28 protein-coding genes are annotated in these 25,626 nt (G+C 42.6%); 16 read left to right on the top strand and 12 right to left on the bottom strand.

Features of this window, described 5'->3' with window-relative positions; genetic code table 11:
• Window positions 1-21: 21 nt before the first annotated feature.
• The gene (locus ABNE31_RS15710; RefSeq protein ID WP_349351810.1) at window positions 22-1,455 is read left to right on the top strand and encodes an alpha/beta hydrolase; all 1,434 of its coding nucleotides are present in this window, start codon (window positions 22-24) and stop codon (window positions 1,453-1,455) included.
• 64 nt (window positions 1,456-1,519) lie between these two features.
• Window positions 1,520-2,158, top strand: coding sequence for a DUF1684 domain-containing protein (locus tag ABNE31_RS15705; protein WP_349351809.1), 639 nt, complete (start codon window positions 1,520-1,522; stop codon window positions 2,156-2,158).
• 54 nt (window positions 2,159-2,212) lie between these two features.
• Here the strand turns inward: ABNE31_RS15705 and ABNE31_RS15700 are convergent, their stop codons facing one another.
• From ABNE31_RS15700 to ABNE31_RS15680, 5 genes are all read right to left on the bottom strand, one after another.
• Window positions 2,213-3,250 carry an outer membrane beta-barrel protein gene (locus ABNE31_RS15700; RefSeq protein WP_349351808.1) on the bottom strand — a complete coding sequence of 346 codons (1,038 nt, stop codon included), beginning with the start codon at window positions 3,248-3,250 and terminating at the stop codon, window positions 2,213-2,215.
• A gap of 145 nt (window positions 3,251-3,395) precedes the next feature.
• Window positions 3,396-4,676, bottom strand: coding sequence for an ammonium transporter (gene amt / locus ABNE31_RS15695; protein ID WP_349351807.1), 1,281 nt, complete (start codon window positions 4,674-4,676; stop codon window positions 3,396-3,398).
• A 33-nt stretch (window positions 4,677-4,709) separates the two neighbouring features.
• Complete coding sequence (locus tag ABNE31_RS15690; protein ID WP_349351806.1) at window positions 4,710-5,048, bottom strand: P-II family nitrogen regulator; 339 nt, start codon at window positions 5,046-5,048, stop codon at window positions 4,710-4,712.
• Between the two features lie 271 nt (window positions 5,049-5,319).
• Window positions 5,320-5,691, bottom strand: coding sequence for a fluoride efflux transporter CrcB (crcB, locus tag ABNE31_RS15685; RefSeq protein ID WP_349351805.1), 372 nt, complete (start codon window positions 5,689-5,691; stop codon window positions 5,320-5,322).
• A gap of 313 nt (window positions 5,692-6,004) precedes the next feature.
• Window positions 6,005-6,193 carry a hypothetical protein gene (locus ABNE31_RS15680; RefSeq protein ID WP_257023969.1) on the bottom strand — a complete coding sequence of 63 codons (189 nt, stop codon included), beginning with the start codon at window positions 6,191-6,193 and terminating at the stop codon, window positions 6,005-6,007.
• 39 nt (window positions 6,194-6,232) lie between these two features.
• Between ABNE31_RS15680 and ABNE31_RS15675 the strand changes: the two genes are divergently transcribed.
• Window positions 6,233-6,619, top strand: coding sequence for a nucleoside triphosphate pyrophosphohydrolase family protein (locus ABNE31_RS15675; protein WP_179384255.1), 387 nt, complete (start codon window positions 6,233-6,235; stop codon window positions 6,617-6,619).
• 25 nt (window positions 6,620-6,644) lie between these two features.
• On the opposite strand, the gene ABNE31_RS15670 is transcribed toward ABNE31_RS15675, so the two are convergent.
• Window positions 6,645-7,721: a branched-chain amino acid aminotransferase gene (locus tag ABNE31_RS15670; RefSeq protein WP_349351804.1), complete on the bottom strand. Its 1,077-nt coding sequence runs from the start codon at window positions 7,719-7,721 to the stop codon at window positions 6,645-6,647.
• Between the two features lie 105 nt (window positions 7,722-7,826).
• On the opposite strand from ABNE31_RS15670, the gene ABNE31_RS15665 reads away from it, so the two are divergent.
• From ABNE31_RS15665 to ABNE31_RS15620, 10 genes are all read left to right on the top strand, one after another.
• On the top strand, window positions 7,827-8,300 hold the full coding sequence (locus tag ABNE31_RS15665; RefSeq protein WP_349351803.1) for a DUF4920 domain-containing protein: 474 nt from the start codon (window positions 7,827-7,829) through the stop codon (window positions 8,298-8,300).
• Window positions 8,297-8,962, top strand: coding sequence for a tRNA (5-methylaminomethyl-2-thiouridine)(34)-methyltransferase MnmD (gene mnmD, locus ABNE31_RS15660; RefSeq protein WP_349351802.1), 666 nt, complete (start codon window positions 8,297-8,299; stop codon window positions 8,960-8,962). The genes ABNE31_RS15665 and mnmD overlap by 4 nt, the downstream gene beginning before the upstream one ends.
• 137 nt (window positions 8,963-9,099) lie before the next feature.
• Window positions 9,100-10,044: a TIGR01777 family oxidoreductase gene (locus ABNE31_RS15655; RefSeq protein ID WP_349351801.1), complete on the top strand. Its 945-nt coding sequence runs from the start codon at window positions 9,100-9,102 to the stop codon at window positions 10,042-10,044.
• Window positions 10,045-10,189: 145 nt separating this feature from the next.
• On the top strand, window positions 10,190-10,765 hold the full coding sequence (locus tag ABNE31_RS15650; protein WP_179384250.1) for a nucleotide exchange factor GrpE: 576 nt from the start codon (window positions 10,190-10,192) through the stop codon (window positions 10,763-10,765).
• Between the two features lie 6 nt (window positions 10,766-10,771).
• Complete coding sequence (gene dnaJ / locus ABNE31_RS15645) at window positions 10,772-11,893, top strand: molecular chaperone DnaJ (RefSeq protein ID WP_293284448.1); 1,122 nt, start codon at window positions 10,772-10,774, stop codon at window positions 11,891-11,893.
• Between the two features lie 181 nt (window positions 11,894-12,074).
• Complete coding sequence (locus tag ABNE31_RS15640; protein WP_293284450.1) at window positions 12,075-13,013, top strand: ATP-binding cassette domain-containing protein; 939 nt, start codon at window positions 12,075-12,077, stop codon at window positions 13,011-13,013.
• A complete protein-coding gene (locus ABNE31_RS15635) occupies window positions 13,003-14,346 on the top strand; it encodes an ABC transporter permease (protein ID WP_293284452.1) in 1,344 nt (447 codons plus the stop codon). Before ABNE31_RS15640 ends, ABNE31_RS15635 begins: the two co-directional genes overlap by 11 nt.
• Before the next feature lie 4 nt (window positions 14,347-14,350).
• Entirely contained in the window at window positions 14,351-15,238 is an 888-nt protein-coding gene (locus ABNE31_RS15630; RefSeq protein ID WP_179384246.1) for a mechanosensitive ion channel domain-containing protein, read from the top strand.
• 78 nt (window positions 15,239-15,316) lie between these two features.
• On the top strand, window positions 15,317-16,141 hold the full coding sequence (locus ABNE31_RS15625) for a DUF6268 family outer membrane beta-barrel protein (protein ID WP_349351800.1): 825 nt from the start codon (window positions 15,317-15,319) through the stop codon (window positions 16,139-16,141).
• A gap of 10 nt (window positions 16,142-16,151) precedes the next feature.
• Window positions 16,152-17,315, top strand: a complete 1,164-nt coding sequence (locus ABNE31_RS15620) for a sigma-54 dependent transcriptional regulator (RefSeq protein WP_179384245.1) — start codon at window positions 16,152-16,154, stop codon at window positions 17,313-17,315.
• On the opposite strand, the gene ABNE31_RS15615 is transcribed toward ABNE31_RS15620, so the two are convergent.
• Complete coding sequence (locus ABNE31_RS15615; RefSeq protein WP_349351799.1) at window positions 17,316-18,017, bottom strand: hypothetical protein; 702 nt, start codon at window positions 18,015-18,017, stop codon at window positions 17,316-17,318.
• A gap of 180 nt (window positions 18,018-18,197) precedes the next feature.
• On the opposite strand from ABNE31_RS15615, the gene ABNE31_RS15610 reads away from it, so the two are divergent.
• Window positions 18,198-19,082 carry a PPK2 family polyphosphate kinase gene (locus ABNE31_RS15610; protein WP_349351798.1) on the top strand — a complete coding sequence of 295 codons (885 nt, stop codon included), beginning with the start codon at window positions 18,198-18,200 and terminating at the stop codon, window positions 19,080-19,082.
• Window positions 19,079-20,476 carry a M28 family peptidase gene (locus tag ABNE31_RS15605; protein ID WP_349351797.1) on the top strand — a complete coding sequence of 466 codons (1,398 nt, stop codon included), beginning with the start codon at window positions 19,079-19,081 and terminating at the stop codon, window positions 20,474-20,476. The genes ABNE31_RS15610 and ABNE31_RS15605 overlap by 4 nt, the downstream gene beginning before the upstream one ends.
• 93 nt (window positions 20,477-20,569) lie before the next feature.
• On the opposite strand, the gene ABNE31_RS15600 is transcribed toward ABNE31_RS15605, so the two are convergent.
• The 5 genes from ABNE31_RS15600 to pepT form a co-directional block, all read right to left on the bottom strand.
• Window positions 20,570-21,133 (bottom strand): PepSY domain-containing protein, encoded by a 564-nt coding sequence (locus ABNE31_RS15600; protein WP_349351796.1) that lies wholly within the window; start codon window positions 21,131-21,133, stop codon window positions 20,570-20,572.
• Window positions 21,134-21,275: 142 nt separating this feature from the next.
• Window positions 21,276-21,563, bottom strand: a complete 288-nt coding sequence (locus ABNE31_RS15595) for a hypothetical protein (protein ID WP_306013379.1) — start codon at window positions 21,561-21,563, stop codon at window positions 21,276-21,278.
• A gap of 125 nt (window positions 21,564-21,688) precedes the next feature.
• Window positions 21,689-23,044: an AAA family ATPase gene (locus ABNE31_RS15590; protein ID WP_349351795.1), complete on the bottom strand. Its 1,356-nt coding sequence runs from the start codon at window positions 23,042-23,044 to the stop codon at window positions 21,689-21,691.
• Window positions 23,045-23,268: 224 nt separating this feature from the next.
• Entirely contained in the window at window positions 23,269-23,859 is a 591-nt protein-coding gene (locus ABNE31_RS15585) for a DUF1801 domain-containing protein (protein ID WP_349351794.1), read from the bottom strand.
• A 2-nt stretch (window positions 23,860-23,861) separates the two neighbouring features.
• The gene (gene pepT, locus ABNE31_RS15580) at window positions 23,862-25,091 is read right to left on the bottom strand and encodes a peptidase T (RefSeq protein ID WP_349351793.1); all 1,230 of its coding nucleotides are present in this window, start codon (window positions 25,089-25,091) and stop codon (window positions 23,862-23,864) included.
• A gap of 102 nt (window positions 25,092-25,193) precedes the next feature.
• Here pepT and ABNE31_RS15575 point away from each other — a divergent pair, with 102 nt between their 5' ends.
• On the top strand, window positions 25,194-25,613 hold the full coding sequence (locus tag ABNE31_RS15575; protein WP_349351792.1) for a hypothetical protein: 420 nt from the start codon (window positions 25,194-25,196) through the stop codon (window positions 25,611-25,613).
• Window positions 25,614-25,626: the final 13 nt, after the last annotated feature.

Raw genomic sequence — 25,626 nt, 5'->3', positions numbered from 1 at the left:
AACTTTGGCCAGATTTTTGTTATGATAAGAATTATGAGAAAAGCATATCTGTTACCGCTCCTGACTATTTTTTGCTCCGTTCACGTTTTTTCGCAACAAATAGTGCTTCGAAAAGGGGAGATTATCGAAAACCTTCCCATGAACGATTCCACCCAAAACACCTATTCATTATATCTCCCAAAGGATTTTACCAAAGATAAAAAGTGGCCGCTCCTTTTGTTGGCCGATTTGGATGGGAATGATGAAAAGGTGATTTCCATGTTTTTGAACGCTGCAGAGGAGGAGGGATATGTTTTGGCGGCTCCAAAGCTATATGACAGTATTTCGCTGACCAATAAAATGGTGTTGATAGGCAATACCATCCAGCGGGTCGGTGATATGTTGCCCATTCATACGGACCGTATCTACACGGGTGGTGAGGATTCCAGTGGTCGTTTTGCCACGCTGGCACCCGTATTGCTCAATGGGGTAAATGGTTCTTTGGCCATTGGAGCATCACTGGCCAATAGCGAATTGATCAATGTGAAAAAACCATTTCACTTTGTGGGTATTATAAGTAAGGAAAACTATAATTACCCTTATATGCTCACGGATTCCAAGCTCTTGGACCGCTTAAAGTTTCCCAATCAGGTGTTGATCTACGACGGCAACGGGGAATGGCCAAGTACCGCCTATATCCGAAAAGGTCTCCAATTATTCACTTTGGATGCCATGGGCAGAAAGTGGATACCCAAGGATACGATGTACGTTGAAAATGCGTACAAGGAGGACTTGGAAAAGGTCAATCAACTTATCGGAATTGGCGATTTCTTATGGGCGGAGCAGTACATGACCGAGATGATGTCCATGTACGGTGCCCTCAAAAACACGGATTCCTTAAGGTCTGTCCAGCGGGATTTGAGACGCGACAGGGAGTATAGGGTGATGCAGCGTGCCGAAAACGCAGCCTTTTTGCAGGAATCCATTCTAAAGGAGGATTACCAATATTATATGGAGGATGATATGTACACCCATAACTTCAATAATTTGGGATGGTGGAACTATCAAATGGGAGAGATCGGGAAGTTTATAGCCAGTGCGAAACCTTTTGAGAGGCAAATGGGACATCGATTAAGAGGTTACGTGAACGCCTTGGCCGAAGACAGTATTACCCTTGTGCTGGCTGAGGAAGTGGTGGATGAGGACGCGCTCGCTTTTTTATACATGTTGAAAACCATCTTGGATCCCGAGGATACCGAGTATTATTTTAAGATCATTTCATTGAGCGCCAAAAATGATGATTTTGGTACTTCGCTGTTCTACTTGGAGGAACTATTGAAAAAAGGCTACAAGGATCGCGAAAAAATATACAGTTTGGAGGATACGGCGCTCCTGCGTATCACCCCAGAATTTAATGAAATGGTTTCCAAATACTTGGAAGATGCCAGGTACGACATTAAGATTGAGGACAATTAAGGTGCTTCTGACCTAATCCTTTGTTTGTGCGGGATAAGCTGTATTTTTGCACAAATACTTCAAGATGAAATATGCAGTCTTACTTTTGGCAATTGGCTTGGTGGCCTGTGGTAGAGGTAAAAAGTACCACGACGAGGAAGACACAGTTACCGCCACATCTGATTTGGTAGCAGAAATCTTGGAATACCAAAAACAGCAGAACGAAAATTTCAAAGACCCCGATTCTTCTCCCTTACCCGATAAATACCGAAAGGATTTTGAGAGTTTGGACTTCTTTGAGCCCGATACCTCTTACATTGTAAAGGCCAGGTTTGAAAGAACTCCTGATGCCGAACCTTTTTTGATGCCAACAACAACAGATAGGCAGACTCAGGAAGTTGTCTACGGCATTGCCCATTTTTCGTTGAACGGTAAAGCGCATCAATTGGAAGTGTACCAGAGTTTGGGCCTGCTGGACGATGAGGAATTTGAGGATTACCTTTTTTTGCCTTTTATGGATGAGACCAACGGTGAGGAAACCTACGGTGGTGGTCGGTACATCGACCTTTCCATTCCCGATGGGGATACCCTAGTGATCGATTTTAACCGAGCGTACAATCCCTATTGTGTGTACAACAAAAAGTTCTCCTGCCCTCTAGTGCCAAGGCAAAATTATTTGAGAACTGAGGTGAGAGCAGGAGAGAAAAATTTTAACAAGGATTAAAAAAAGCCTTAATCCTATTGGAATAAGGCTTTTTTCATATCATATCTATATCGGTTAGAAAGAGTAAATAGCGGCAATCAAGAAAGAAGATTGATTGCTGGTAAAAGCTCCATCACCGTCGTTATAAGGCTCTATATCGTTCCCCCAGCTATCCAAACGGATTTCAGGTTTGATGATGAGGTTGTCCTTGGTGAAACTACCTGTCAAGGTTAGTCCGAGAACGGGAGAATCATCCTCAACAGCATCATCGGTAAATGTCATGTATTCCCCACGAAGTCCGATTGCAAAACTATCAGATGTTGTTAATTGTGGGTAAATGGCCGCACCATAGAAACCAGTTCCAGTTTCTGAGTTGTCGTTATAGGCTGCATTGATTCCAAAGAAGAAATCTTCGGTGATATCAAATCCGCCGGTATAATCAATTTCGAAACCAAGACCGCCACTTTTTCCGCTGTCATAGTAAAGGTTCAAGAATTGATCGTAAAAGCCCAACTGACCACCTAAAGAGTATTCACCAGTATCACTGATGTCGTTGGTATCCCAAGGATTCATTACTGCAAGCATTAAGCTTACATCATCAGATAAAGCAAAATCTGCTTTTAAGCCCAGGTGCGAAAATGGTCCGTTGGAAAACAAGTAGGAAACACTATAGTTGAAGTTTGCTTGTGGAGCGATTACTTCATATCCTAAAAAGGTGTTGAAACGACCCATGGTCAAAGTAGTGCTTTCGGAAACATTCCAGTAAACATATGCCTGGTTGATGATACCGTTGAGTACATCATTGTTAAAAGTGGCTTCTGTACCTCTTGGACCAAAAACCAAATCAACCACAACACCTGTATCTCCCATATCGTAGGTACCTATCAAGTTGGCCATACCTAATGCAAAACCTGTTTGGTTTGCAAATGATGTAAAAGTAGCAGTTGTAGCTTCGCCTCCATCTTTTGTGGTAGTTCTGTAATAAGCGTCAACAGAACCACTTAAAGTAAACTTTGATTCTTCTTCCTCCTGTGCAGAGACAGAGAAAGTTACCATGAAAATCATGGCGATAGCCAAAAATTTTACGAAATTTGTATTTATAATCGTTTTCATATCATAATCGTTTAAAGATTGTCCTTTTAGTCAAGGACAGTTAGTTGTATAAATGTGAGTTTGATTGAAAAGGTTATTAGACGGAGCGTTTGGCAGAACGCTCCGTTCCTTTTTGTACAATCTTGTGAGTTTGATTTACTTGTTTTTATTTGTCTTGAGAAATGTGTTCTGGATAAGATTCCACACCGTGTTCATGGATATCCAAACCTTCGACCTCCTCTTTTTCGGACACTCGCAATCCAATGGTTTTCTTCAAAATGAAAAGTACTATGAAGGATGCAACGGCTGCCCAAAGTATGTAAGCCAATGAGCCGTAGGTCTGTACCCAAAGCAGTTTTCCACCACCACCGTAGAACAATCCACCGTCCAGTGCAAAAAGGCCAATAAGAACGGTTCCAAGGAATCCGCAAACTCCGTGAACGGAAATCGCACCTACTGGGTCGTCAATCTTAAGTTTTTTATCGATAAATTCAATGGAGATTACCACTACGATACCGCATAGTAGACCAATGGCAAGTGCTCCCCATGCGTTTACAGAACCACATCCGGCAGTAATACCTACCAAACCGGCCAAAGCGCCGTTCAATGTCATGGAAATATCAGCTTTTCCGTATCTGGCCCATGTAAAGAACAGGGCACCAATGGCACCAATGGCGGCAGCTAAGTTGGTATTGATGATAACACTGGTCGCTGCGATGGTATCGTCACCGCCCCAAGCCAATTGGGAACCACCGTTAAATCCGAACCATCCCAACCAAAGGATGAATACACCCAATGCTCCGAAAGCCATGTTGTGACCAGGGATTGCCTGCGCTTTCCCGTCTACGTATTTACCAATTCTTGGCCCCACTAAAATGGCAGCCACCAATGCAGCGGCACCACCTACGGCGTGTACTACGGAAGAACCGGCAAAATCAACAAATCCTGCGGTGTTCAACCAAGCATCGTCATCAAATGGCCAATACCAGCTACCGGAAATTGGGTAGATCAACGTGGTAAGTACGGCAGAGAAAATCAAATAGGTTGAAAATTTGGTTCTACCTGCAATTGCTCCAGATACAATGGTTGCGGCTGTGGCACAGAATACCGTTTGGAAAAACAGGTTGTACCAATCGTCCGCACTAAAAAAGAAGTATCCTTGGTCCGATGGACTTGATCTAAAAAATCCTCCACCTACAAGGTCGCTACCATACATAATGGCATAACCTACTGCCCAGAACATGACCGAACCAACGGCCAAATCCATAACGTTTTTCATAATAATGTTACCAGTATTCTTGCTACGGGTAAAACCTATTTCCAACAATGTGAACCCTGCCTGCATAAAAAAGACCAAAATGGCCGCAAGGGTAATCCACAATGCACCCATGTCGCCAGTAATGGCTTCCACGGCTTTATCTATCGCTTCTTGTTCTTGAATAATCATAATCTAAGTTTTTAAGTTTTTCGGCTATTAATGTTAGTTGATTCCTGCGCTTCCGCTTTCCTTGGTTCTGATCCTGTAGACCTCGATGACATCGGAGACGAAAATTTTTCCATCACCAACGTTACCGGTACTTGCGGTGTCCAATAAAACATTCACGGTTTTTTCCAGGAAGTCATCGCTAACCACGATAACCAAATACCTTCGCTGTATATCGCTAGTGCTGTACGATATGCCACGATACACATGTCCTTGTTTCTCATTTCCAACTCCAGTTACATCCCAGTAACTAAAGAAGTTCACCTCAATTTGATGCAGGGCTTTTTTTACCTCATCAAATTTGGATTTTCTAATAATTGCCTCGACTTTTTTCATAATTAAGTAGTTAATTGATGAGTCAAATATATAGGATAAAACGGAAGACCATCAAAAATGGGAGGGGGTGATGGGTATTTTTATGGGTATAAGAAAAATACCCCCAATATTTTAGGGGTATTTAATTTTATAACTTATTTTCTTAGCTACTTGTTGATTTTTATTTAACACAAAACAATTGAAAATGCATTTTTTGCATCAAACGGAATAAATGAATTGATTTTGTTCAATTTTTAACAAATTTTCACTGTAAAAATGTAATCTGTAACGGTTATAGTTGTTTGGATAGCCAAAGCCCCAAAACTACGGCCAATACGCCTATAATGATGCTGGAAACCATGTAAATGGCGAAAGGCAGTAGGTCGCCATTTTTTAAAAGGGAATGTTTTTCAAAAGCAAATGCGGAAAAAGTGGTGAAGCCTCCACAAAATCCCGTGGCTAAAAATATAGTGTTGTTATAGGATAGCAAGTTGCCTTTGGCAGATAACCCCAAGAATAGTCCAATGAGGAAACAACCAACAATGTTTACCAAGAAGGTGCCCAGAAAAAAATTTTGGAAAACGGGATTAAGAGATTTTGAGATGAGATAGCGCAATACGCTTCCAAATCCCCCGCCCAAAAAAACAAGTAAGGCCTGTTTCATGCCTTAAAAGTACAAACTAAACCGCTTCTTTGTACTCGGTCTCTAAAGCCTCTCGGGGGAAAAGTTTGGTAGTAGAGGTTGCTGAAATCCGCTGAATCGGTTTTGTAAATCTTTCTTTTGCTCCGTTGACGCTGAAAATCAACAGAATGGCATTAATTGCAAGCAAAACGAACAGAATACTAAAAAAAACAGTCATTTAGGTTAGGTGCTAAATTAGTGTTAAACAAAAGTACGGTTTTTCCTATAAGAACGAAATGGAACGGTCACTATTGTTGCAAAACCGCTCATTTTTGTGGTTAAGTCAAATCTGTTGTTAATTTTTAAGAAAGAACTTAATAATGAAGAGGATAATTATAAAAGTTATGAAAGAAACCAGGATCCAAATAACGCCCTTGTAGTTCTTTTTGTGCAATTTTTTGTCCTTTCGGTAGGAAAGGGAGATGATTACAACAAAAGCGATGAAAAATAAGGCGGCAAAAATGAGCTGTCCCGTGCTGAACATATTTTATATTTTTATGCAAAGCTAAATCAAAATTAAGTAATGAAACGTAAAATTAAAGCAGTGGAGCTCTTTCACAATTCCTTTGGATTGGGAGTTTTGCAACAACCGAAAGCCAATTTAGGTCCCGAAAAGAACACATTGAGGTTTAATTTAATGGATGAAGAAAATAAGGAATACCTCGAGGCCGCGAACAGTGGCGACCTAGTGGAAGTAGCCGATGCTTTGGGAGATATGCTCTATATTTTGTGCGGAACCATTTTGGAGCATGGCATGCAATATAAAATAGAGGAGGTTTTTGAAGAGATACAGCGTAGTAATATGAGCAAATTGGGTGCCGATGGAAAACCGATATACCGGGAAGATGGAAAAGTGCTCAAAGGACCCAATTATTTTAAACCGGATATACAGACCATCATGGATAAGTAAAAAAGGCGCCAAATGGCGCCTTTTTTTATTCTTGTGAAACCACTTCTTGTCTCCATCCAAAGGGGTCGGATGCGCGGTTGTATTGAATGTCCGTGATTCTTTTCTTTAAGCGGGAAGCATAGCTTTCCTCCAATTCGGGCAGATCGTAATCCTTGCCGCTATAGCCAAAGCCCGAGATGGGGGATATGACCGCTGCGGTTCCAGCTCCGAACATTTCCTTTAGGGAGCCGTTCTTGGCGGCTTCCACCAATTCGTGTACCGAAATTTTTCTCACCTCGGTTGGGATCCCTTCGTCCTTAGCAATGTCCAAAATACTTTTTCTAGTGATTCCATCCAGGATACGGTCACTGGTCGGTGCCGTCAGGAGGGTATCATTAATACGTACAAAAACGTTCATGGCACCTGCTTCCTCAATAAACTCATGGGTATTGTCATCTGTCCATATCACCTGTTGGTATCCTTTGTCGGCTGCCAATTTGGTAGGATAGAACTGTCCAGCATAATTACCACCTGCCTTTGCATACCCAACGCCACCATTTGCCGCGCGCGAGTAGGTCTCTTCAATCAACACCTTGACCTTACCTGAAAAGTAGGAGCCCGAAGGTGCACAGGCGATTATGAATTTGTACTCATTGGCAGGGGAAGCGTGGAACCCATTTCCTGAGGCAAACACAAATGGCCTTATGTATAAGGAACTGCCTGGGTTTGTTGGAATCCAATCGCGCTCCAAATCGATAAGCGCGTTCAACCCTTCCATAAAGTAAGCTTCTGGAATTTCGGGAATGGCCAATCTTTTGGCGGATTTATTCAATCGTGCACAGTTTTGTTCCGGTCTAAAAAGCCATACCTTTCCATTTTCATCCTTGTAGGCCTTCATGCCTTCAAAAATGGACTGTCCGTAATGGAATATTTTTGCCGAAGGGTCTAAAGTGATGGGCTGGTAGGGAACAATCTTAGGGATTTCCCATTTTCCGTTTTTATAATCACAGACCAACATGTGGTCCGAATACACACTTCCAAAGGAAAGGTTGTCAAAATCCACCTGTTGGATCTTCGAAGACTTCGTTTTTTCTATCGCTATTTTATGGGCCACTGTTTCCATATCAGTTATATTTTCAGGCTAAAATTAGCTAATTATTGTTAGTTTTGGACTTTTCTCAAATCTAAATATGATACTTCATCTTAATTCATTTAAATCTTATCAAAAATGAGGGTTTTTAACATTTTCACTGTTGCACTTCTAGGTATTTGCTTGGTTTCCTGTAAGCAAGAGACCATGAAAGGAGATTATTTTGGCGAGGAATTTGCCATTTCCGACCAAGCATCAAAGACTGCCGCTCCGTATGATCAAATTGTGGGGAAAGATTCATTACAAACACAAGTGGTTGGGGAAATAAAAGAGGTTTGCCAAGCCAAAGGTTGCTGGATGAAGGTCCAATTGGGGTCCAACGAAGAAGTTTTTGTCCGTTTTAAGGATTACGGTTTTTTTGTGCCCAAGGATGCTGCCGGAAAAAGGGTGGTAATGAATGGATCCGCCTTTTTTGAAGAAATGTCGGTAGAAGACCAAAGGCATTATGCCGAAGATGAAGGTGCATCGGAAGATGAGCTGGCCTCGATCACCTCACCAAAGAAAACGCTCAGGTTCGAGGCCGATGGTGTGCTGATCGAAAGCCAACCTTGAAACGAAAAATCATCACCACTGGAGATGGTTCCAAAACCATCCAAATAGAGGACTGGAACGAACAGTACCACTCCAAGCACGGCGCCATTCAGGAAGCGTACCACGTTTTTATCCAGCATGGCCTCAGATTGTTCAACAGCACTGAGGTCAAGCTTTTGGAAATTGGTTTTGGTACGGGACTTAACGCATTGATTACGTTGTTGGAAGCCCCCAAGTTGGAGCTCGCCATTGATTATGTCGGGGTGGAGGCATACCCCGTGTCCATGGAAGAAATTGAGGCCTTGGATTATGTACATCAATTGGGAGTTGATAAACTGCAGGAGCCTTTCCAACACATGCACTCTTCACCATGGGAAAAGCACATCTCCATTGCTGATCACTTCTCACTTTGTAAGCAAAAGAAGGATTTTAAGGATATTGATGCCCAAAACTTGTTCAACCTTATTTATTTTGATGCCTTTGGGGCAAGGGTGCAGCCCGAGTTATGGACAGAGGAACTTTTTTCCAAGATGTATGAAGCCGCCAAACCCAGAGGTGTTTTAGTGACCTACGCCGCCAAAGGCAGTGTGCGTAGGGCCATGCAAGCAGTCGGTTTTGTCGTGGAAAGATTGCCCGGTCCACCAGGAAAAAGGGAAATGTTGAGGGCTACCAAACCCGGCTAGTTGCCAACAATCTGTTAAGGAGAGTTCTTTGGGTGGTCATAAATTGTTTTAAAGTTTGAACAAATATGTTAAACCTAAATTAAGGTCTCATAAACAGTCGATTAAACCTATAACTTTGTGTCAAAGAATAGGATAGTATGAAGGTGTTGATAACAGGAGCGACGGGATTGGTTGGGCAGGCCATTGTAAAGGTGCTGTACCAAAAAGGCATTCCCGTAAATTATTTGACTACGAGCAAGGATAAAATTTCCACCGCGGAAGATTATACTGGTTTTTATTGGAATCCCGCTAAAGGGGAGATTGATTTGAAGTGTTTTGAGAATGTCCAGGCCATTATCAATTTGGCAGGGACCAGTATCGCCAAACGCTGGACTCCAGAGCACAAAAAAAAGGTGCTTTCCAGCAGAATCGATAGCTTGAGAACCCTTAAAAAGGGAGTGGAGCAGTCGGAGAGCCATGAGGTGGAATGTTTGGTATCTGCTTCGGCCATAGGAATTTATCCAGATTCCACCAGTGCCTATTACCATGAATCCACTACCGAGAGTGATAATGGTTTTTTAGGTGAAGTAGTGACCAAATGGGAGTCCGAAGCCGACACTTTTAAAGCATTGGATATTGACGTCGCCAAAATCAGGATAGGTTTGGTATTGTCCAAAGAAGGAGGGGCCCTGCCCAAAATGGCCCTGCCCGTTAAAAACTTTGTAGGTGCACCTATTGGTAGCGGTGACCAATGGCAATCTTGGGTCCATATCGAGGATTTGGCCCAGTTGTTCGTGTTTGCCGTGGAAAACAATCTAACAGGAGTGTACAACGCAGTGGCGCCCAACCCGGTAACCAATGCCAAGTTGACCAAGGAGCTCGCCAAAGTTTTGGAACGACCCTTGTGGTTGCCCAATGTTCCTGCCTTTGTGCTCAAAATGGTTTTAGGAAAAATGGCAACCCTCTTATTGGCCAGTCAACGAGTAAGTGGCAAAAAAATAGAGGAAGAGGGCTTCGTATTTCAGCATGCCAACATCTGTCAGGCACTTGAGGCCATTTATGCCTCCCATGAAAATGGTGTTGCGGCATCCTTGGAGGTATAATATCCTTGATACATTCGTTACAATGAGTTTGTCATTATAGAAAGACCGCTTCGGCGGCTTTTTTTATGTTTTGCGGTGACATTTTGACATTTTTAGACAATTGGCAGTACTTTTGCCATTTCAAATCCGAATAAAACAATAGAATATGAGCAATAAAAGTAAGGTTGAGGAAATGGAAGATGAGCCTAAAAAAGGGCAAACCGAAGAGAGTACTGAGCTGAACGATGAGCATATAGAGGGCGATACTGCCGAAGAAAACGAGGAGGAAAAATCCGAAGAGGAGCAGTTGCGCGAGGATTTGGCCAAGGAAAAGGAAAAATTTCTACGGCTTTTTGCCGAGTTTGAAAACTACAAACGCAGAACATCCAAGGAGCGAATGGACCTGTTCAAAACGGCAGGACAAGAGGTCATGGTAGCACTGCTTCCCATTATGGACGATTTTGACAGAGCGTTGAAAGAGCTTTCCAAGTCGGAGGACAAAGAAATGTTCAAGGGTGTGGAGCTCATCAGTAATAAGTTCAAGGAAACCCTTAAAAACAAGGGCTTGGAGGAAGTAGAGGTAAGTGCTGGGGACGCTTTTGATGCCGAGGTGCACGATGCCATCACCCAAATCCCTGCACCTGATAAAAAAATGAAAGGGAAAATTATCGATGTGGTGGAAAAGGGCTTCAAATTGGGAGACCGCATCATTAGACACCCAAAAGTAGTAGTAGGAAACTAGAGTTTTATGAAGGAGGATTATTACGACATATTAGGAGTTTCCAAAGGAGCTTCGGCCGCAGAAATCAAAAAGGCCTACCGAAAAAAGGCAATTGAATTCCACCCGGATAAAAATCCCGGAGATGCCAAAGCGGAGGAAATGTTCAAAAAATCTGCCGAGGCTTACGAGGTTTTGGGCAACCCTGACAAAAGGGCAAAATACGACCAGTTTGGTCATGCCGCATTCGATGGAAGCGGCGGATTTGGCGGTGGCGGCATGAACATGGACGATATCTTTAGCCAATTCGGCGACATCTTTGGCGGCGCCTTTGGAGGCGGTGGCGGATTCAGCGGATTTGGCGGCTTTGGTGGCGGACAGCGCAGGGCCAAGGGCAGCAACCTTCGCATCCGCGTTAAATTGACACTGGAAGAAGTAGCCAATGGCGTGGAGAAAAAGGTGAAGGTGCGTCGTAAAAGACAAGCGGATGGGGTTACCTACAAAACCTGTCCCACCTGTAATGGTACTGGACAAATCACGAAAATCACCAACACCATTTTGGGCCGAATGCAAACGGCTACCACCTGTACCACTTGTGGTGGGGCAGGCCAGTCCATTGATAACAGACCGGCAGGTGCCGATGCGCAAGGCCTTAAGGTAGAGGAAGAGACCGTATCCATTAAAATACCGGCTGGAGTGGAAGACGGGATGCAGCTCAAAGTTACCGGAAAAGGAAACGATGCACCAGGCAATGGCATCGCTGGTGACTTGCTTGTAGCCATTGAAACGGTGGAGCACGAAACCCTAAAACGTGAGGGAGACAACCTGCATTACGATTTGTACATCAGTATCCCCGAAGCCGTGTTGGGCAGTTCAAAGGAAATTGATGCTATCGGCGGCAAAGTACGGATCAAATTGGAGCCTGGACTTCAATCCGGAAAAATTTTGAGACTACGTGGAAAAGGTATCAACAGCCTTAATGGTTATGGTGCGGGGGATTTATTGGTCCACGTAAATGTGTGGACCCCAAAAACGGTGAACAAGGAACAGAAGGAGTTTTTTGAGCGCATGCAAGACGATGAAAACTTCGCTCCAAGGCCCGAAAAATCGGATAAATCCTTTTTTGAAAAGGTAAAAGATATGTTCTCTTAAAATTTAGAACTGTCTGTTTAAATAAAAAACGTATATTTGAAACTGATGTTGGGTGACCGATATCTAATTTTCTTTTTCATAGCAATTTTTTTCCCATCCTTGATTCTTTTAAGGGTGGGTTTTTGTTTTTAGGGAAAATGTAGGTATGCCGCAAATGCATATCTTTGAAAAAATTGTTTACATGGATCATATCCTTGTTGCCAAAAATGTGACCAAAACGTATGGTGACTACACAGCGTTGAGCAACATTTCGCTTCAAATTCCCAAGAATTGTATTTATGGACTTTTAGGTCCGAATGGAGCCGGCAAAACCTCATTTATCCGAATCATCAACCAAATCACTTACCAAGATGCTGGCGAACTTTGGCTCAATGGCGAGCCCTTGGCCCCGAAGCATATTGCATCCATTGGCTATTTGCCCGAGGAGCGCGGGTTGTACAAGAGCATGAAGGTAGGTGAACAGGCACTCTACTTGGCACAATTGAAAGGATTGACCAAGGCAGAGGCCAAAGTGCGATTGGCCCATTGGTTCGACCGTCTGAATATTGGCGACTGGTGGGACAAGAAGATTCAGGAACTCTCCAAAGGGATGGCCCAAAAGATTCAGTTTATCGTCACCGTATTGCACGAGCCCAAATTGCTGATTTTTGATGAACCTTTTAGTGGTTTTGATCCCATTAATGCCAATATCATAAAGGATGAAATATTACGGTTGAAGGAAAATGGTACTTCCATTATTTTTTCTACCCATCGCATGGAATCCGTGGAGGAGCTTTGCGAGTACATCGCACTGATTCACAAATCCGAAAAAATTCTGGACGGCAAGCTATCCGATATCAAAAGAGCCTATAAAAACAACATTTTCAATGTAGGCGTGCATATAGAAAAGGATGCCGATGCCTTTCTAAAGTCTTTGGAAGAGAAATTCAATATTCTTTCTTCAGAAATCGACCCTATGGAGCATCAATTGAACTTCAAGGTACAATTGCCTTCGGACCATACCGGAGAGATTCTGGCAGCACTTTCAAAAGTGTCAAACATCAATAGGTTCGAGGAAACCATACCTTCGGCCAACGATATTTTTATTCAAACCGTAAATAGCAAGGACAATGGCAAGTAAGCTTGGGCTGATCATAAAACGCGAATATTTGGCCAAAGTGCGGAATCGTTCCTTTATAGTGATGACGATTTTGAGCCCGATTCTTATTGTGGGAATGATTGTGCTTATCGCTTTTTTGACCAAGATCAATGATGATGAAACACGCGTAATCACCATTTTGAACGAAAGCACTTTTTATCGAGATGCGTTTAAGCCATCCAAGAATATATCTTTCTTGCAATTCAATGACTTGACGGTAGAGCAGGCCAAGGACTCTACAAATGCCTTGGAGTATTATGGTTTGCTGCATATTCCTGAAGGGGCAACCGTGGAGGAAGTTGCCAGGTCGGCCTTTCTCTTTACCAAGGACAACCCTAATACTTCGGTCACCAAGGAATTGGAGAACGTATTTCAAAATCGTTTGCGACAGGAACGTTTGCAAAAATTGGGAGTAACACCCGAACAGTTTTCGAGTGTTGAAAAGCCATTTGAAATTAATCTCTCCACTTTTGATGGGGAGCGTAGCATTCGAGGGGTCAATGAAATTAAGGCCATCATTGGCGGCAGCTTTGGCTATGCCATTATGATGTTCATCATTATTTACGGCGGTTTTGTGATGCGGAGCGTGATCGAGGAAAAGACCAGCCGAATCATTGAAGTGATCATATCATCCGTAAAACCATTTCAGTTGATGCTGGGAAAAATTATCGGTAATTCCTTGGCCGGGGTGACCCAATTTTCCATTTGGATTGTTTCTGCATCAGCTTTGCTGTTTGTTGCCGTATTGATTTTTGGGATAGACCTAAGTGCATTGTCGGAGAACAATGCCATGCCGCCCAACGCAATGGGAGGCATGTCCGAAGTGGGAGGTATGGACGGAAAAATGCTTTTGTACGCCAAGGAAATTTATGGCATCCCGTGGGGACTGCTCATTGTTTCGTTCTTTATCTACTTCGTACTTGGCTATTTGATCTACAGTTCCATTTATGCGGCCATTGGTGCGGCAGTGGACAATGAGACCGATACGCAGCAATTTATTTTCCCCATTATATTACCTTTAATGTTGGCCATTTATGTTGGATTCTTTTCCGTGTTCAGCAATCCGCATGGGCCCATTGCAGTAGGGTTTTCATTATTCCCGTTGACCTCGCCCATAGTAATGCTGATGCGTTTGCCCGGAGGTATAGGGGAAGGAGGCGTACCCTTATGGCAGTTTATAGTGTCCATTTCACTATTGATTGTGACTTTTTTAGGAATAGTGTCGTTAGCGGCAAAGATTTATAGAACGGGTATCTTGATGTACGGTAAGAAGCCTACATACAAGGAATTGTTTAAATGGTTGAGATATAAATAGGAGTATGCAAGACGGAACGGAAGATATAAAGGAAATAATCAAGGAAGATGTTTGGGGGTCCATTAAAAACTTTTTGGACCTTGGATTTCATATTGGCGAAGGGGAAAAGGCCATAGACCTTACCATTGGACTTCTATTGCTCTTAACAGTCACTATTGTGGTGGTAAAATTTCTCCTAAAGTGGTTGCGGTACATCTTTACCCGAAAAATGCAGCAGGAGGATAAACAAAAGTTTACCAGCGTATTCAAGTTTATCAACTATGTCATCTATATCATTGCCGTACTCGTTACCTTAAGTGCGGCAGGTGTTGATATTACTTTGGTGATTACCGCCTCCGCGGCCCTTTTTGTTGGTTTGGGTCTCGCCCTGCAAGAACTCTTCAAGGATGTCTTGGGCGGAATTTTTATCATTATTGACAAATCCCTTCAAGTCGGCGACGTGGTCGAGGTAGATGGCAAAGTAGGTAAGGTGTTCGAGATAAAGCTCAGGACCACAAGGGCCATCACTCGGGATGATAAGGTGTTGATCCTGCCCAATCATAAATTTATCAGCGATATTGTTTATAACTATACCCAAAATCACAGGACCACTAGGGAAAGAGTGAGCGTGGGCGTTGCCTATGGCAGTGATGTGGATTTAGTGACCAAAATTTTGGAAGAGGTGGCATCGACCCAAAAGCAAGTGCTCAAAAACCCAAAGCCTTTTGTGCTTTTTGAGGACTTTGGGGATTCCGCACTGATTTTTTCCATATACTTCTTTACCAACGACACCTTTCGAGATCCTAGGATAAAAAGTGAAATGCGCTATAAAATAAATACCAAATTCAAGGAGAACAACGTTACTATACCGTTCCCGCAGCGCGACGTACATATTTTTCAGCCAAAACAATAGAAAGCGATAAAAACCTCAGCCCACCATAATACACTCTGGAAGTCATTGGCTTTCGTTGTAATGCTTTGCAGTTCTGTATTGAGTGCTCAGAGTACGGATATTTTTCGAGTGGAATACCTCAATATCCCGGAAAACGATAGCGGTGTAAAGACACAGCGCTATAAAGCATTGCTCAATTTTCCCATTCAATTGAACGATAACAAGGATTACCTCGTAACTGGCGCCGAATACAACCGTTTTGATATGGGATATTCCGCCGACTTGCCGTTTGATAAAAAGGAGATGATCAGGTTCCATGTGATTGACTTTAACTTGGGAATGGTCAAAAAATGGAACGAGAATTGGAATGTAGTGGCCATTTTAACCCCAAGGATAGCCTCCAATTTATTGGATGGAGTATCTCAGGACGACTTTTTTATGAATGCCTCCGCAGCTTTTTGGAAGGAAAAACCAAAGGCCGATAAGCCTTTCAGGATAGTTTTGGGGCTTACGTATAACAGTACAACGGGTATTCCTGTGCCGTTACCACTGATTCATTATTATAGAAAGTTCCATCCAGATTGGTCTTTTGTAATGGGCGTTCCAAAATCCAATCTAAAATATCATTTCAACGAAAAGCACAGTTTGGAGTTGGCACTGTTCTTGGATGGTTACTTTTTGAACCTTCAAAACGATATTATTTTGGATAACGGATTGGCAGCTTCTCGAATTTCCTTCAATACGTTGGTGGGCAGTTTGGGGTATCAATATAACCTGTCCAAGAGCATGTCCTTTTTTGCGATTGCCGGAAGCAGTGTCTACCAAGAAGGCAAATTGAGGGACAAAGATCGCGGAGAGGTGTTTTTATTCAATAACGATTGGAATTTTTATATTAGAACAGGCTTCAAAATCGGAATATTTTAAATAGCAGCATATGTCAAAAATACTGGTAATAGAGGACGAATCGGCAATTAGAAGGGTATTGGTCAAAATATTGGCCGAAGAAAACGATAGCTACAATGTGGTAGAGGCAGAGGATGGCCTGGCCGGTATGGAGGTTATCAAAAAGGAAGATTTTGACCTTGTGCTGTGCGATATCAAAATGCCAAAAATGGACGGTGTGGAAGTGCTAGAAGCCGCCAAAAAGATAAAACCCGAAATTCCTTTTATCATGATTTCTGGTCACGGTGATTTGGATACAGCGGTAAATACCATGAGGTTGGGGGCGTATGACTATATTTCCAAGCCACCGGATTTGAACCGATTGCTTACCACGGTGCGCAATGCACTCGAACGAAAAGAACTTGCCGTGGAGAACAAGGTGCTCAAGAAAAAAGTCTCCAAAAATTACGAGATGATCGGTGAGAGCAAGGAAATCGAGGCGATTAAGGAGATGATAGAAAAAGTGGCTCCAACGGATGCCCGTGTGTTGATTACGGGTTCCAACGGTACCGGAAAGGAACTGGTGGCCCATTGGGTGCACCAAAAAAGCCCACGTTCCTCTTCCCCGTTTGTTGAGGTCAATTGTGCCGCCATCCCATCCGAGTTGATTGAAAGTGAATTGTTTGGCCATGTAAAGGGTGCGTTTACATCGGCAGTAAAAGATAGAGCCGGAAAGTTTGAAGCAGCCAACAAGGGTACCATATTCCTTGACGAGATTGGAGATATGAGTCTTTCTGCGCAGGCCAAGGTGCTTCGAGCATTACAGGAGAACAAAATCAGCAGGGTCGGTTCCGATAAGGACATCAAAGTGGATGTTCGCGTACTTGCAGCCACAAATAAAGATCTAAAGAAGGAAATTGAAGATGGAAAATTCCGGGAGGACCTCTATCACCGTTTAGCGGTTATTTTAATCAAGGTTCCCTCATTGAACGATAGGAGGGACGATATTCCGTTATTGATAGAACATTTTTCCAAAAAGATCGCTTCCGAACAGGGAACGGCCCAAAAGAGCTTTTCCAAAAAGGCCATTGATCTCCTAAAAAGTTATGACTGGACAGGTAACGTTCGGGAATTGCGAAACGTGGTCGAGCGCTTGATCATTCTAGGTGGTAAGGAAGTATCCGAGGAAGATGTAAAACTCTTCGCCAGTAAGTAATCAGTTGCAATCGCCCAATTGTTGCAGGGCCTCTTGTGTCAAGGTCTTCACTCTTTGGTGGTATTCCTTTTTATGCTGTGATAACTCGGTGTTCAATAAAATCAGTCGGGATTCTTCATAAATATTGGTGATAAATCGGTGCGCATCTTCGCAATCCACTTCGGTCACCACTTTCTCCAAGGAGGATTCAAATCCCAGCAAACATTGATGCACCTGTTTTTTTACGGCGGAACCCTGGGTCAAAAACATTCCATCTTGAAAATCAATTGCATTTTTAGTGTTCAGCACCAAAACGTTGCTGCCATATTCGCTAGAGGTCTCCTGTGCAAAGGCATTAAGCACGTTGCTACCGATAGTCGCCGTTTCCAAAGCCTTGTGCAAAGCGGATTTCGATTTTTTCAAGTCGCTGGATTTGGTTGCCGACTTTAAGTGGGTCAGGGTGTTTTCCAAACTCTCCAGAGCGCCTTCGCAGCCGCAATCCAAAAAGTTTTCCCTAGTCTTTTCAATACCGTTGAGTGCTTTGTAGGCATGGTACTTTGCCATTTGCAAGGCATCTGCCATGATGGCTTCCTGAATTTTACTTTTGATATATTCCAAGTTGGAACTAGCATATTGGCAAGCATTGGCCGGCTTGGAAAAGGATGTCATAATAAAGAGGCCCATGGCGAGCCCCACAAGTAGGATACTCTTTGAGGTTTTCATAACGCTATACAGATTTGGGACGTGGCGTCATTGATTTTCATAAAGTTACATTTTCATCCGTTGGGCGGACAAATAGATCGATTAAATCCCGATCTTGAGGTATAAGTGGTCAAACCATCGATGAACTGCACTTTTGCAAAGGGCTTGAAGGAATAATCAAAAAGAAGTATATTCAGTCCTATGAAAGAAATCGACACAGAAAAGTATCGGGTCAAAGGAGATGTCCGTTTGTCCGAAATAACTACCTATCAGGATTTTGGTGCCTCCAAGGATGAGCTCAAAGACCAATTAAAGGATATTAGAAAGGATCTCGGCGATTTTCAGGATACGCTTTACGCCCATGGAAAATATGGGGTTTTGGTCTGCCTGCAGGGAATGGATACGGCAGGGAAGGACAGTTTGATTCGGGAAGTATTCAAGGATTTCAATGTGAGGGGAGTGGTGGTACACAGCTTCAAAGTGCCATCCACCAAAGAAAAGAAACACGATTACCTTTGGCGACACTACATCGCCTTACCAGAAAGAGGCAAGTTTTCCGTGTTCAACCGGACCCATTATGAAAATGTATTGGTGACCAAGGTCCACCCAGAATATATTTTGGCCGAAAACATTCCAAAAATTGATTCGGTGGAAGATATAGACGAAGCTTTTTGGGAAAGGCGCTATGAGCAGATCAATGCCTTCGAAAAGCATATTTCGGAGAACGGGACCATTATATTCAAGTTTTTTCTACATCTGTCCAAAGAAGAGCAACGCCATCGGTTGTTGCGACGCATCCGATTAAAGCAGAAAAACTGGAAGTTTTCACCAGGGGATTTGAAAGAACGCAAACTCTGGGACAAATATGTGGCTTGTTATGAGGAGGCATTGGGTAAGACTTCCAAGGAACACGCTCCTTGGTTTGTGATTCCAGCTGATAACAAAAAGGCGGCGAGAGTGATTGTGGCATCCATTCTTATGGAAGCGTTAAAAAAGTACAAAGATATCGAGGAACCTGAGTTGGACGATGAAATAAAGGCTAATTTAGAAATCTTTAAACAGGAATTGGAAAAAGAAACCACATGAGAACCGTACTACTTTTGGCCTTTTTGATGGTCAGTACCCCCTTTTTAGCCCAAACCGAGGATGAGAAACAGATAAAGGCCATCTACGACGAAGCATTGACCAATGGGAAGGCCTATGATTGGCTCAATTACCTCTCCAACCAGATTGGTGGGCGACTTTCGGGCTCCGTACAGGCTCAACAGGCGGTAGACTATACCAAGGCCCAATTGGACTCGTTGGGACTGGACAAGGTTTGGCTACAACCCGTAATGGTGCCCAAATGGGTAAGGGGCATTCCTGAATTTGCCTACTTTGAAACCAAACCTGGACTAACGACCAATGTGCCGATTTGTGCTCTCGGAGGTTCCGTAGCCACCCCAGATGGTGGCCTTAAGGCCAATGTAGTGGAAGTAATGGGGATTGAGGACTTGGAAAAATTGGGACGCGACCAAATTGAAGGGAAGATTGTCTTTTACAATCGCCCTATGGACCCTACGCTTATAAATACTTTTGCCTCCTATTCCGGATGTGTGGACCAGCGATATTCCGGTGCAGCAGAAGCAGCCAAGTACGGTGCGGTCGGTGTCATAGTGCGTTCCATGAACCTTCGGTTGGACGATTATCCACATACCGGATCTATGGGATACGGAGATATGCCAGTCAATCAACGAATACCGGCGGCAGCCATCAGCACCAACGGAGCGGAGTTGCTGAGTACTACCTTAAAATTAAATCCTGACGCCAAGTTTTATTTCAAACAAAACTGTAAGCAACTGGAAGATGTGCAATCCTACAATGTAATCGGGCAGATTACGGGAAGTACCTACCCTGATGAAATTATGGTAGTCGGCGGACATTTGGATTCCTGGGATTTGGGCGATGGTTCCCACGATGATGGTGCAGGATGCGTGCAGAGCATGGATGTGCTTCGACTTTTAAAAGAAACGGGATACCGTCCGAAGCGAACCTTGCGTGTAGTTCTTTTTATGAACGAGGAAAACGGACTTCGCGGCGGAAACAAATATGCCGAGGTGGCACGTAGCAAAAATGAAAGGCACATTTTCGCCTTGGAAAGTGATTCTGGCGGATTCACGCCCAGAGGTTTTTCCATTGATGCCAATCCCGAAAATATCCAACAGATTCAAGGTTGGAAAGAATTGTTTGAACCCTATCTGATACATTTATTTTACGAAGGTGGAAGTGGGGCGGATATTGGACCTTTAAAGGATGAAGGAATCGTTTTGGCAGGATTGCGTCCCGATTCCCAACGGTACTTTGACCACCATCATGCCGAAAACGACACTTTTGAGCACGTGAACAAGCGCGAATTGGAGTTGGGAGCGGCCACCATGGCCAGTTTGGTTTATTTGATAGATAAGTATGGAACCATACCAATCAAAAAGATAAAAGGATAAACAGGATAGATGTAACTAAAATTCATCAGTTCGAGTTCGTTTTCGCATCAAAGTGTAGAAAACGAGCATCGAGAATTGTTGTTTTTTGAGGTCTTACGCTTTGTTGGCCTTTCTCATACGCTTGGGCCCGTACCACAACCAAAACCCGGTGATGGTAAAAATCAATAGGGAAATTCCCATTACAGAGGTGTAAATCAGTTTGAAATATCCCTCCCAACCTAGATAGTCGTCTACCAAAGACCCATCATGAATGTTTTCCAAAAAATCGGACCTTCGTTTGCCGATGGAAAGCACATTTCCTGTGGCGCCATCCAATTGTATCTCATAAAAAGAGTCCACAAATACAAATTTTACAGACCCTTTTTCCTTCCGCATATCAATACGGTCTATTTCTAAGGAAAGATTGGGTGAAACTTCGCTGTGTAAGGTGGTACAGGCAATGGTGTGCAAACTGTCCACAGGTAGCCATTGTTTTAGGTCGGCCGTAGTTCCCTTTTGTGTTTCGGGAAGGATATAGCCGTTGGAATTCTTCTTCCAGCCCAACAATAGTCCTGAAATGGATATGAAAAAGAAAAAAATAAAGAGTAAAGCCCCTGTGGTTCGGTGTACTTTTCGAAATATGCGTAATACTTTGGCCTGCTTCTTCCGTTTGCCCATTCTTGCCCATTAAAAACCCTAAATATCCATAAATTTTGTGGAACGCAAACAGGAGGGTTCCAGCAATTTTTGGCAGATGCTCCGCATTTAACAAAAATTTTGGAAAACTGGCGTTTGGATGCTCTTTAAAGGGAAGTTACAATTAACTACCGGCGAAGGGAGTTCCGAATACTCCAATGGCCAATTCTGCCCAGACCAAAAGGAATATGGCCACAAAAACGGTGATGGCAATTACTCTTTTGGATAGGGTTTTGACTTTTCTCAGAGCAAAGTCAATTGAAAAACCCAAGGCCAATAACAATCCGCCAGCCACCACAAAATCGAACAACGACCATTGTACATCGGGTGAGAACTGCATCGCAATCAATGGAATGGCTAGCAACACTAGAATTGAAGAAAGAATGATGGTTTGTCTTGTACTTATGGTCATGGCGTCTTTATTTATAATGCTAAAGTAAGATATAACTTGCTGTACTGAAAATAAATAAGGAAAAATTAACTTTGGATGTAGTAGCGCAATTAGGGGCTTTACTCTTTATTAATTTCCTTTTTGATCTAGTGATTGTCTAAGAAATAGCCTATGTATTCAGGCAATTTGGTGCCCAAATAGTACGGTAAATTCATTAGCTTGTAAGGTTTACGGAGATTGGGTGTTTCGTGTTCTTCAATGTTAAATTCTCCAGCGTACAACCGGATGGCATAGCCGTGGTTTGTGCGCTCGACAAATTCATGTAGGGATTTTAATTTCCCAGAAGGACCGGATTTGATTTCGATGGGAACTACCTTGTTCTTGTATGAATAAACCAAATCAACTTCTGATGATGCCTGTGATTTCTCCCGTACCCAAAAATGTGGTTTTTTGGTGTCAAAAATATTCAGCGAAATAATTTCCTGAGTAACCATATGTGGTAAAATGGCTCCCTTGTATGCATAGCTTAAATCATTCAAAGCAAGTAATTCTCCCTGGATTTTTAGACCGTGATTTACAAGTCCAGTATCCAAAAACTGTAATTTAGGGGATTTTTTGATATCGGGTTTAACAGGAGTTAGCAAATCTGTTGTTGGATATATCAATTGTATGATTTTGGCATCATCTAAATTTCGAAAGGCTTCCCCAACTTCTCGTGAGCGATAATTGGAATTTCCAAAATTCTGAAATTTAATGCGCTGGTCAACATACAAATGGGCGACGTTTACGATGTGCCTAATTACATTACGCTCCGAATTGTTGGAAGTGTACTTTTCAACATCATTTTTGTAGGCTGCCCAAATACTCTCGTAAACTCTTGGAAGATCAGCCACACTTTTTGTCTCCTTATACGTTTTAACGATTTCGGGCATTCCACCTATTATGGTGTACGTATGGAATAATCCCAATAAAGTGTTATGGGCATAATTGTTTATGGGTAAGTTATGGAGTTGTTCCAAAGCATTTTCATGCCCTAAGGCCATAAGAAATTCCGAAAAATTTAATGGGTGCAGGTATATAAATTCTACTCTGCCAACAGGGAAACTGTCTACCTTCTCTAGCGCAAATTCCAATAAAGAACCAGCAGCTATTACATGTAATTCTGGTATTTCCTCAAAAAAATAGCGTAAGAGTTGGATAGCTTTGGGTGATTCCTGAATTTCATCAATGAAAAGTAGTGTGTTGGCCGTCTCTTTTGTGGATATATTAAATTTAAGGAAAAGTGCTTGCGTAATTGTTTTTACATCCTCGTAATCTTGAAAAAACCGGAGCTCACTCGGTTTTTCTAGATTCAAAAGAATTGATTTTTTGTAGGTTTCCGAAAATTCTTTGATCAACGTAGTTTTGCCAACTTGTCTGGCACCCCGTAAAATAAGTGGTTTACGGTTCTTCGATTCCTTCCAGTTCGTAAGGTGTTTTTCTATATGTCGTTTAAAGTTCATTACGCCTAAAGTACTTGTAATCTAATGACAAAATATAAATTTGTAACAAAGAATAAGGTAAAAATATGGATTGTTGTAACAAAACAAACCATTAATGATATTTTCTATGTATAGAAAACAAGGTTGATGGCGTATGACATTCCTAGTTCAACAACCCAAGCAGTAGTTGGGTTGACTTTCTGGACGTTTGAATTGGTACAAAACACTAGAAAAGCTATTGAGTACTACCGATACCCATCATTCAAACCAACACCTTCAATGATCATAGGTATTATTTTCTCCAACCTTCGCAATTTGGTTTTTTCCTGTTTGGCTTCGGAAATATGTTCGCTAAACTCTTTCTGTTTGTAAGGGGATAGTGCATTAAAGGCCTTCCGCAGTGTAGTATCTTTTTTAAATTCAGAAAACAGTAATTCTGGAATGACCACCTCTTTCGTTTTCTCCGCCTTTACTTCCATTCCTTTTTTCTGGTTGTCCAATGCTTCTTTCATGTAAGACAGGACGGTTTGTTCATCCACCGCTTCCAAACTTTGAAACTTCCAGTGTCGCATGCCCTTTGTTTTACCTTCTTGTGCATTTTCCAAGACATTTTTTGGGTCCTTTAAAAACACACCGTTAAAAAACCAAACCCCAAAGTGGCTCTTGAACTTACAGATACCAAAAACGTTTTTCCCGTTGAGTGTATACACGGGAATACTCCATTTAAAATCTTCCCTGGCTTCCGTTTTCAAGGCTATTTTTCTCAGTATGCCGATACCTTTCTTAAACGGATGCTCTTTTTCGTAGTACGTTTCCAGTTTTTCCATTTTGCCCATAACTACTTGATTTGAATGGCGGTAAGTTCGCAGATTTTAACAATGACCATCACTGCCTTTTGCATACTTTCCAAAGGAACATACTCGTATTTACCATGAAAATTATGTCCGCCGGCAAAAATATTGGGGCAGGGCAACCCCATAAAACTTAGTTGCGAACCATCGGTACCCCCTCGAATAGGCTTGATGATGGGCTCAATTTGAAGCGATTTCATGGCTTCCTCGGCAATCTCTACAATATGAAAAACAGGTTCAACTTTTTCACGCATGTTCTTGTACTGGTCCTCTATGGTAAGGTCGATGAATTCCCCATACTTTTTATTGAGCTTTGCTTTGATGTCGTTCAATAGATCTTTCCTCGCCTGAAAATGAACGGCGTCATGGTCACGAATGATGAGGTCTATCTCCGCCTTTTCAATTTCCCCTTTGATTTTGTGCACATGAAAAAAGCCTTCCCTACCGGTGGTATGTTCGGGAACTTCACTAGGGGGTAGGTGGGTCAAAAAATCGTTGGCAATCCCAATGGCGTTTACCATTTTGTTCTTGGCATAGCCCGGGTGGACACTTTTACCGGTAATGGTGATTTTGGCCTTTGCGGCATTAAAGTTTTCATATTCCAGTTCGCCCACTTGGCTGCCGTCCATGGTGTAGGCCCATTCCGCACCAAACTTTTCCACATCGAACTTATGGGCGCCGCGTCCAATTTCCTCATCGGGCGTAAAGGCAATTCTAATTTTACCGTGTTTTATTTCAGGATGCTGAATCAAGTATTCCATGGCCGTGATAATTTCGGCAATACCTGCTTTGTCATCGGCTCCCAACAAGGTGGTACCATCTGTAGTGATCAAAGTTTGACCTTCGTAGGCTTTAAGTTCCTCAAAATAATCGGGAGAAAGCACAATATTGTTCAATCGGTTCAGGATGATGTCCTTTCCGTCATAATTTTCGATAATCTGTGGCTTTACATTTCTACCCGAGAAATCAGGAGAGGTATCAAAATGCGAAATAAACCCAATGGTGGGAACTTTTTTATCGATATTGCTGGGCAATGTCGCCATGATGTAGGCATTCTCGTCAATCGAAACCTCTTGCATGCCAATTTGGTGCAGTTCCATCACCAATTTTTTGGCCAAGTCCCACTGCTTTTCTGTGCTGGGGGTGGTTTGGGAATACGGGTCGCTTTGCGTATCGGTAGTGACATATTCCAAAAAACGGGGCAATAATTTTTCCATGGTCTGAGTTGCTTTTCATCAAAAATACAGCTTATTCAAACGCTATTTTACCAATTAAAGCCATTAATAAGTATCTTTCCTCAACCTAAATGCATACTGAAGTTGAAAGCGACTATTTTTTTCCTTTATCTAATGTGCGGGTTTTGCGGTATGGCCCAAATGGACTGTATTTTGGGCGTGGGCGGCCGTGACAACGAAGCCATTATCAAAGTGTTTGAACTTACCGAGCAGCAACAGGAAAACCTGAAAAACTGGAGTGCCGAGGTAAAGATAAGGAACGATGTTTTTAAGGAAAAGGCCAAATATCTGATGAAGCAGAACGAGGAAAGCTCCCCCGAGGTGCTTATCGAAGTGTCCAAAAAATATCAATCTTACATTGATAGCATGGCAAATAATGTCCGTTTGATTGACAAGCGTTTGCTGGGTACCTTCAGCCAGGCACAATATGATAGGTACTTGAAATTATGTGGTCAATTGACCTTGCGCCCCATCTACATTAATAGGTCTGTTGACGAAAATTGACCGAAATGGCAAG

The sequence above is a fragment of the Flagellimonas sp. MMG031 genome (genome assembly GCF_040112705.1).
Lineage (GTDB): Bacteria > Bacteroidota > Bacteroidia > Flavobacteriales > Flavobacteriaceae > Flagellimonas.
Note: the sequence above shows the minus strand (reverse complement) of the source record. Positions and strands in the feature narration are given on the sequence as shown.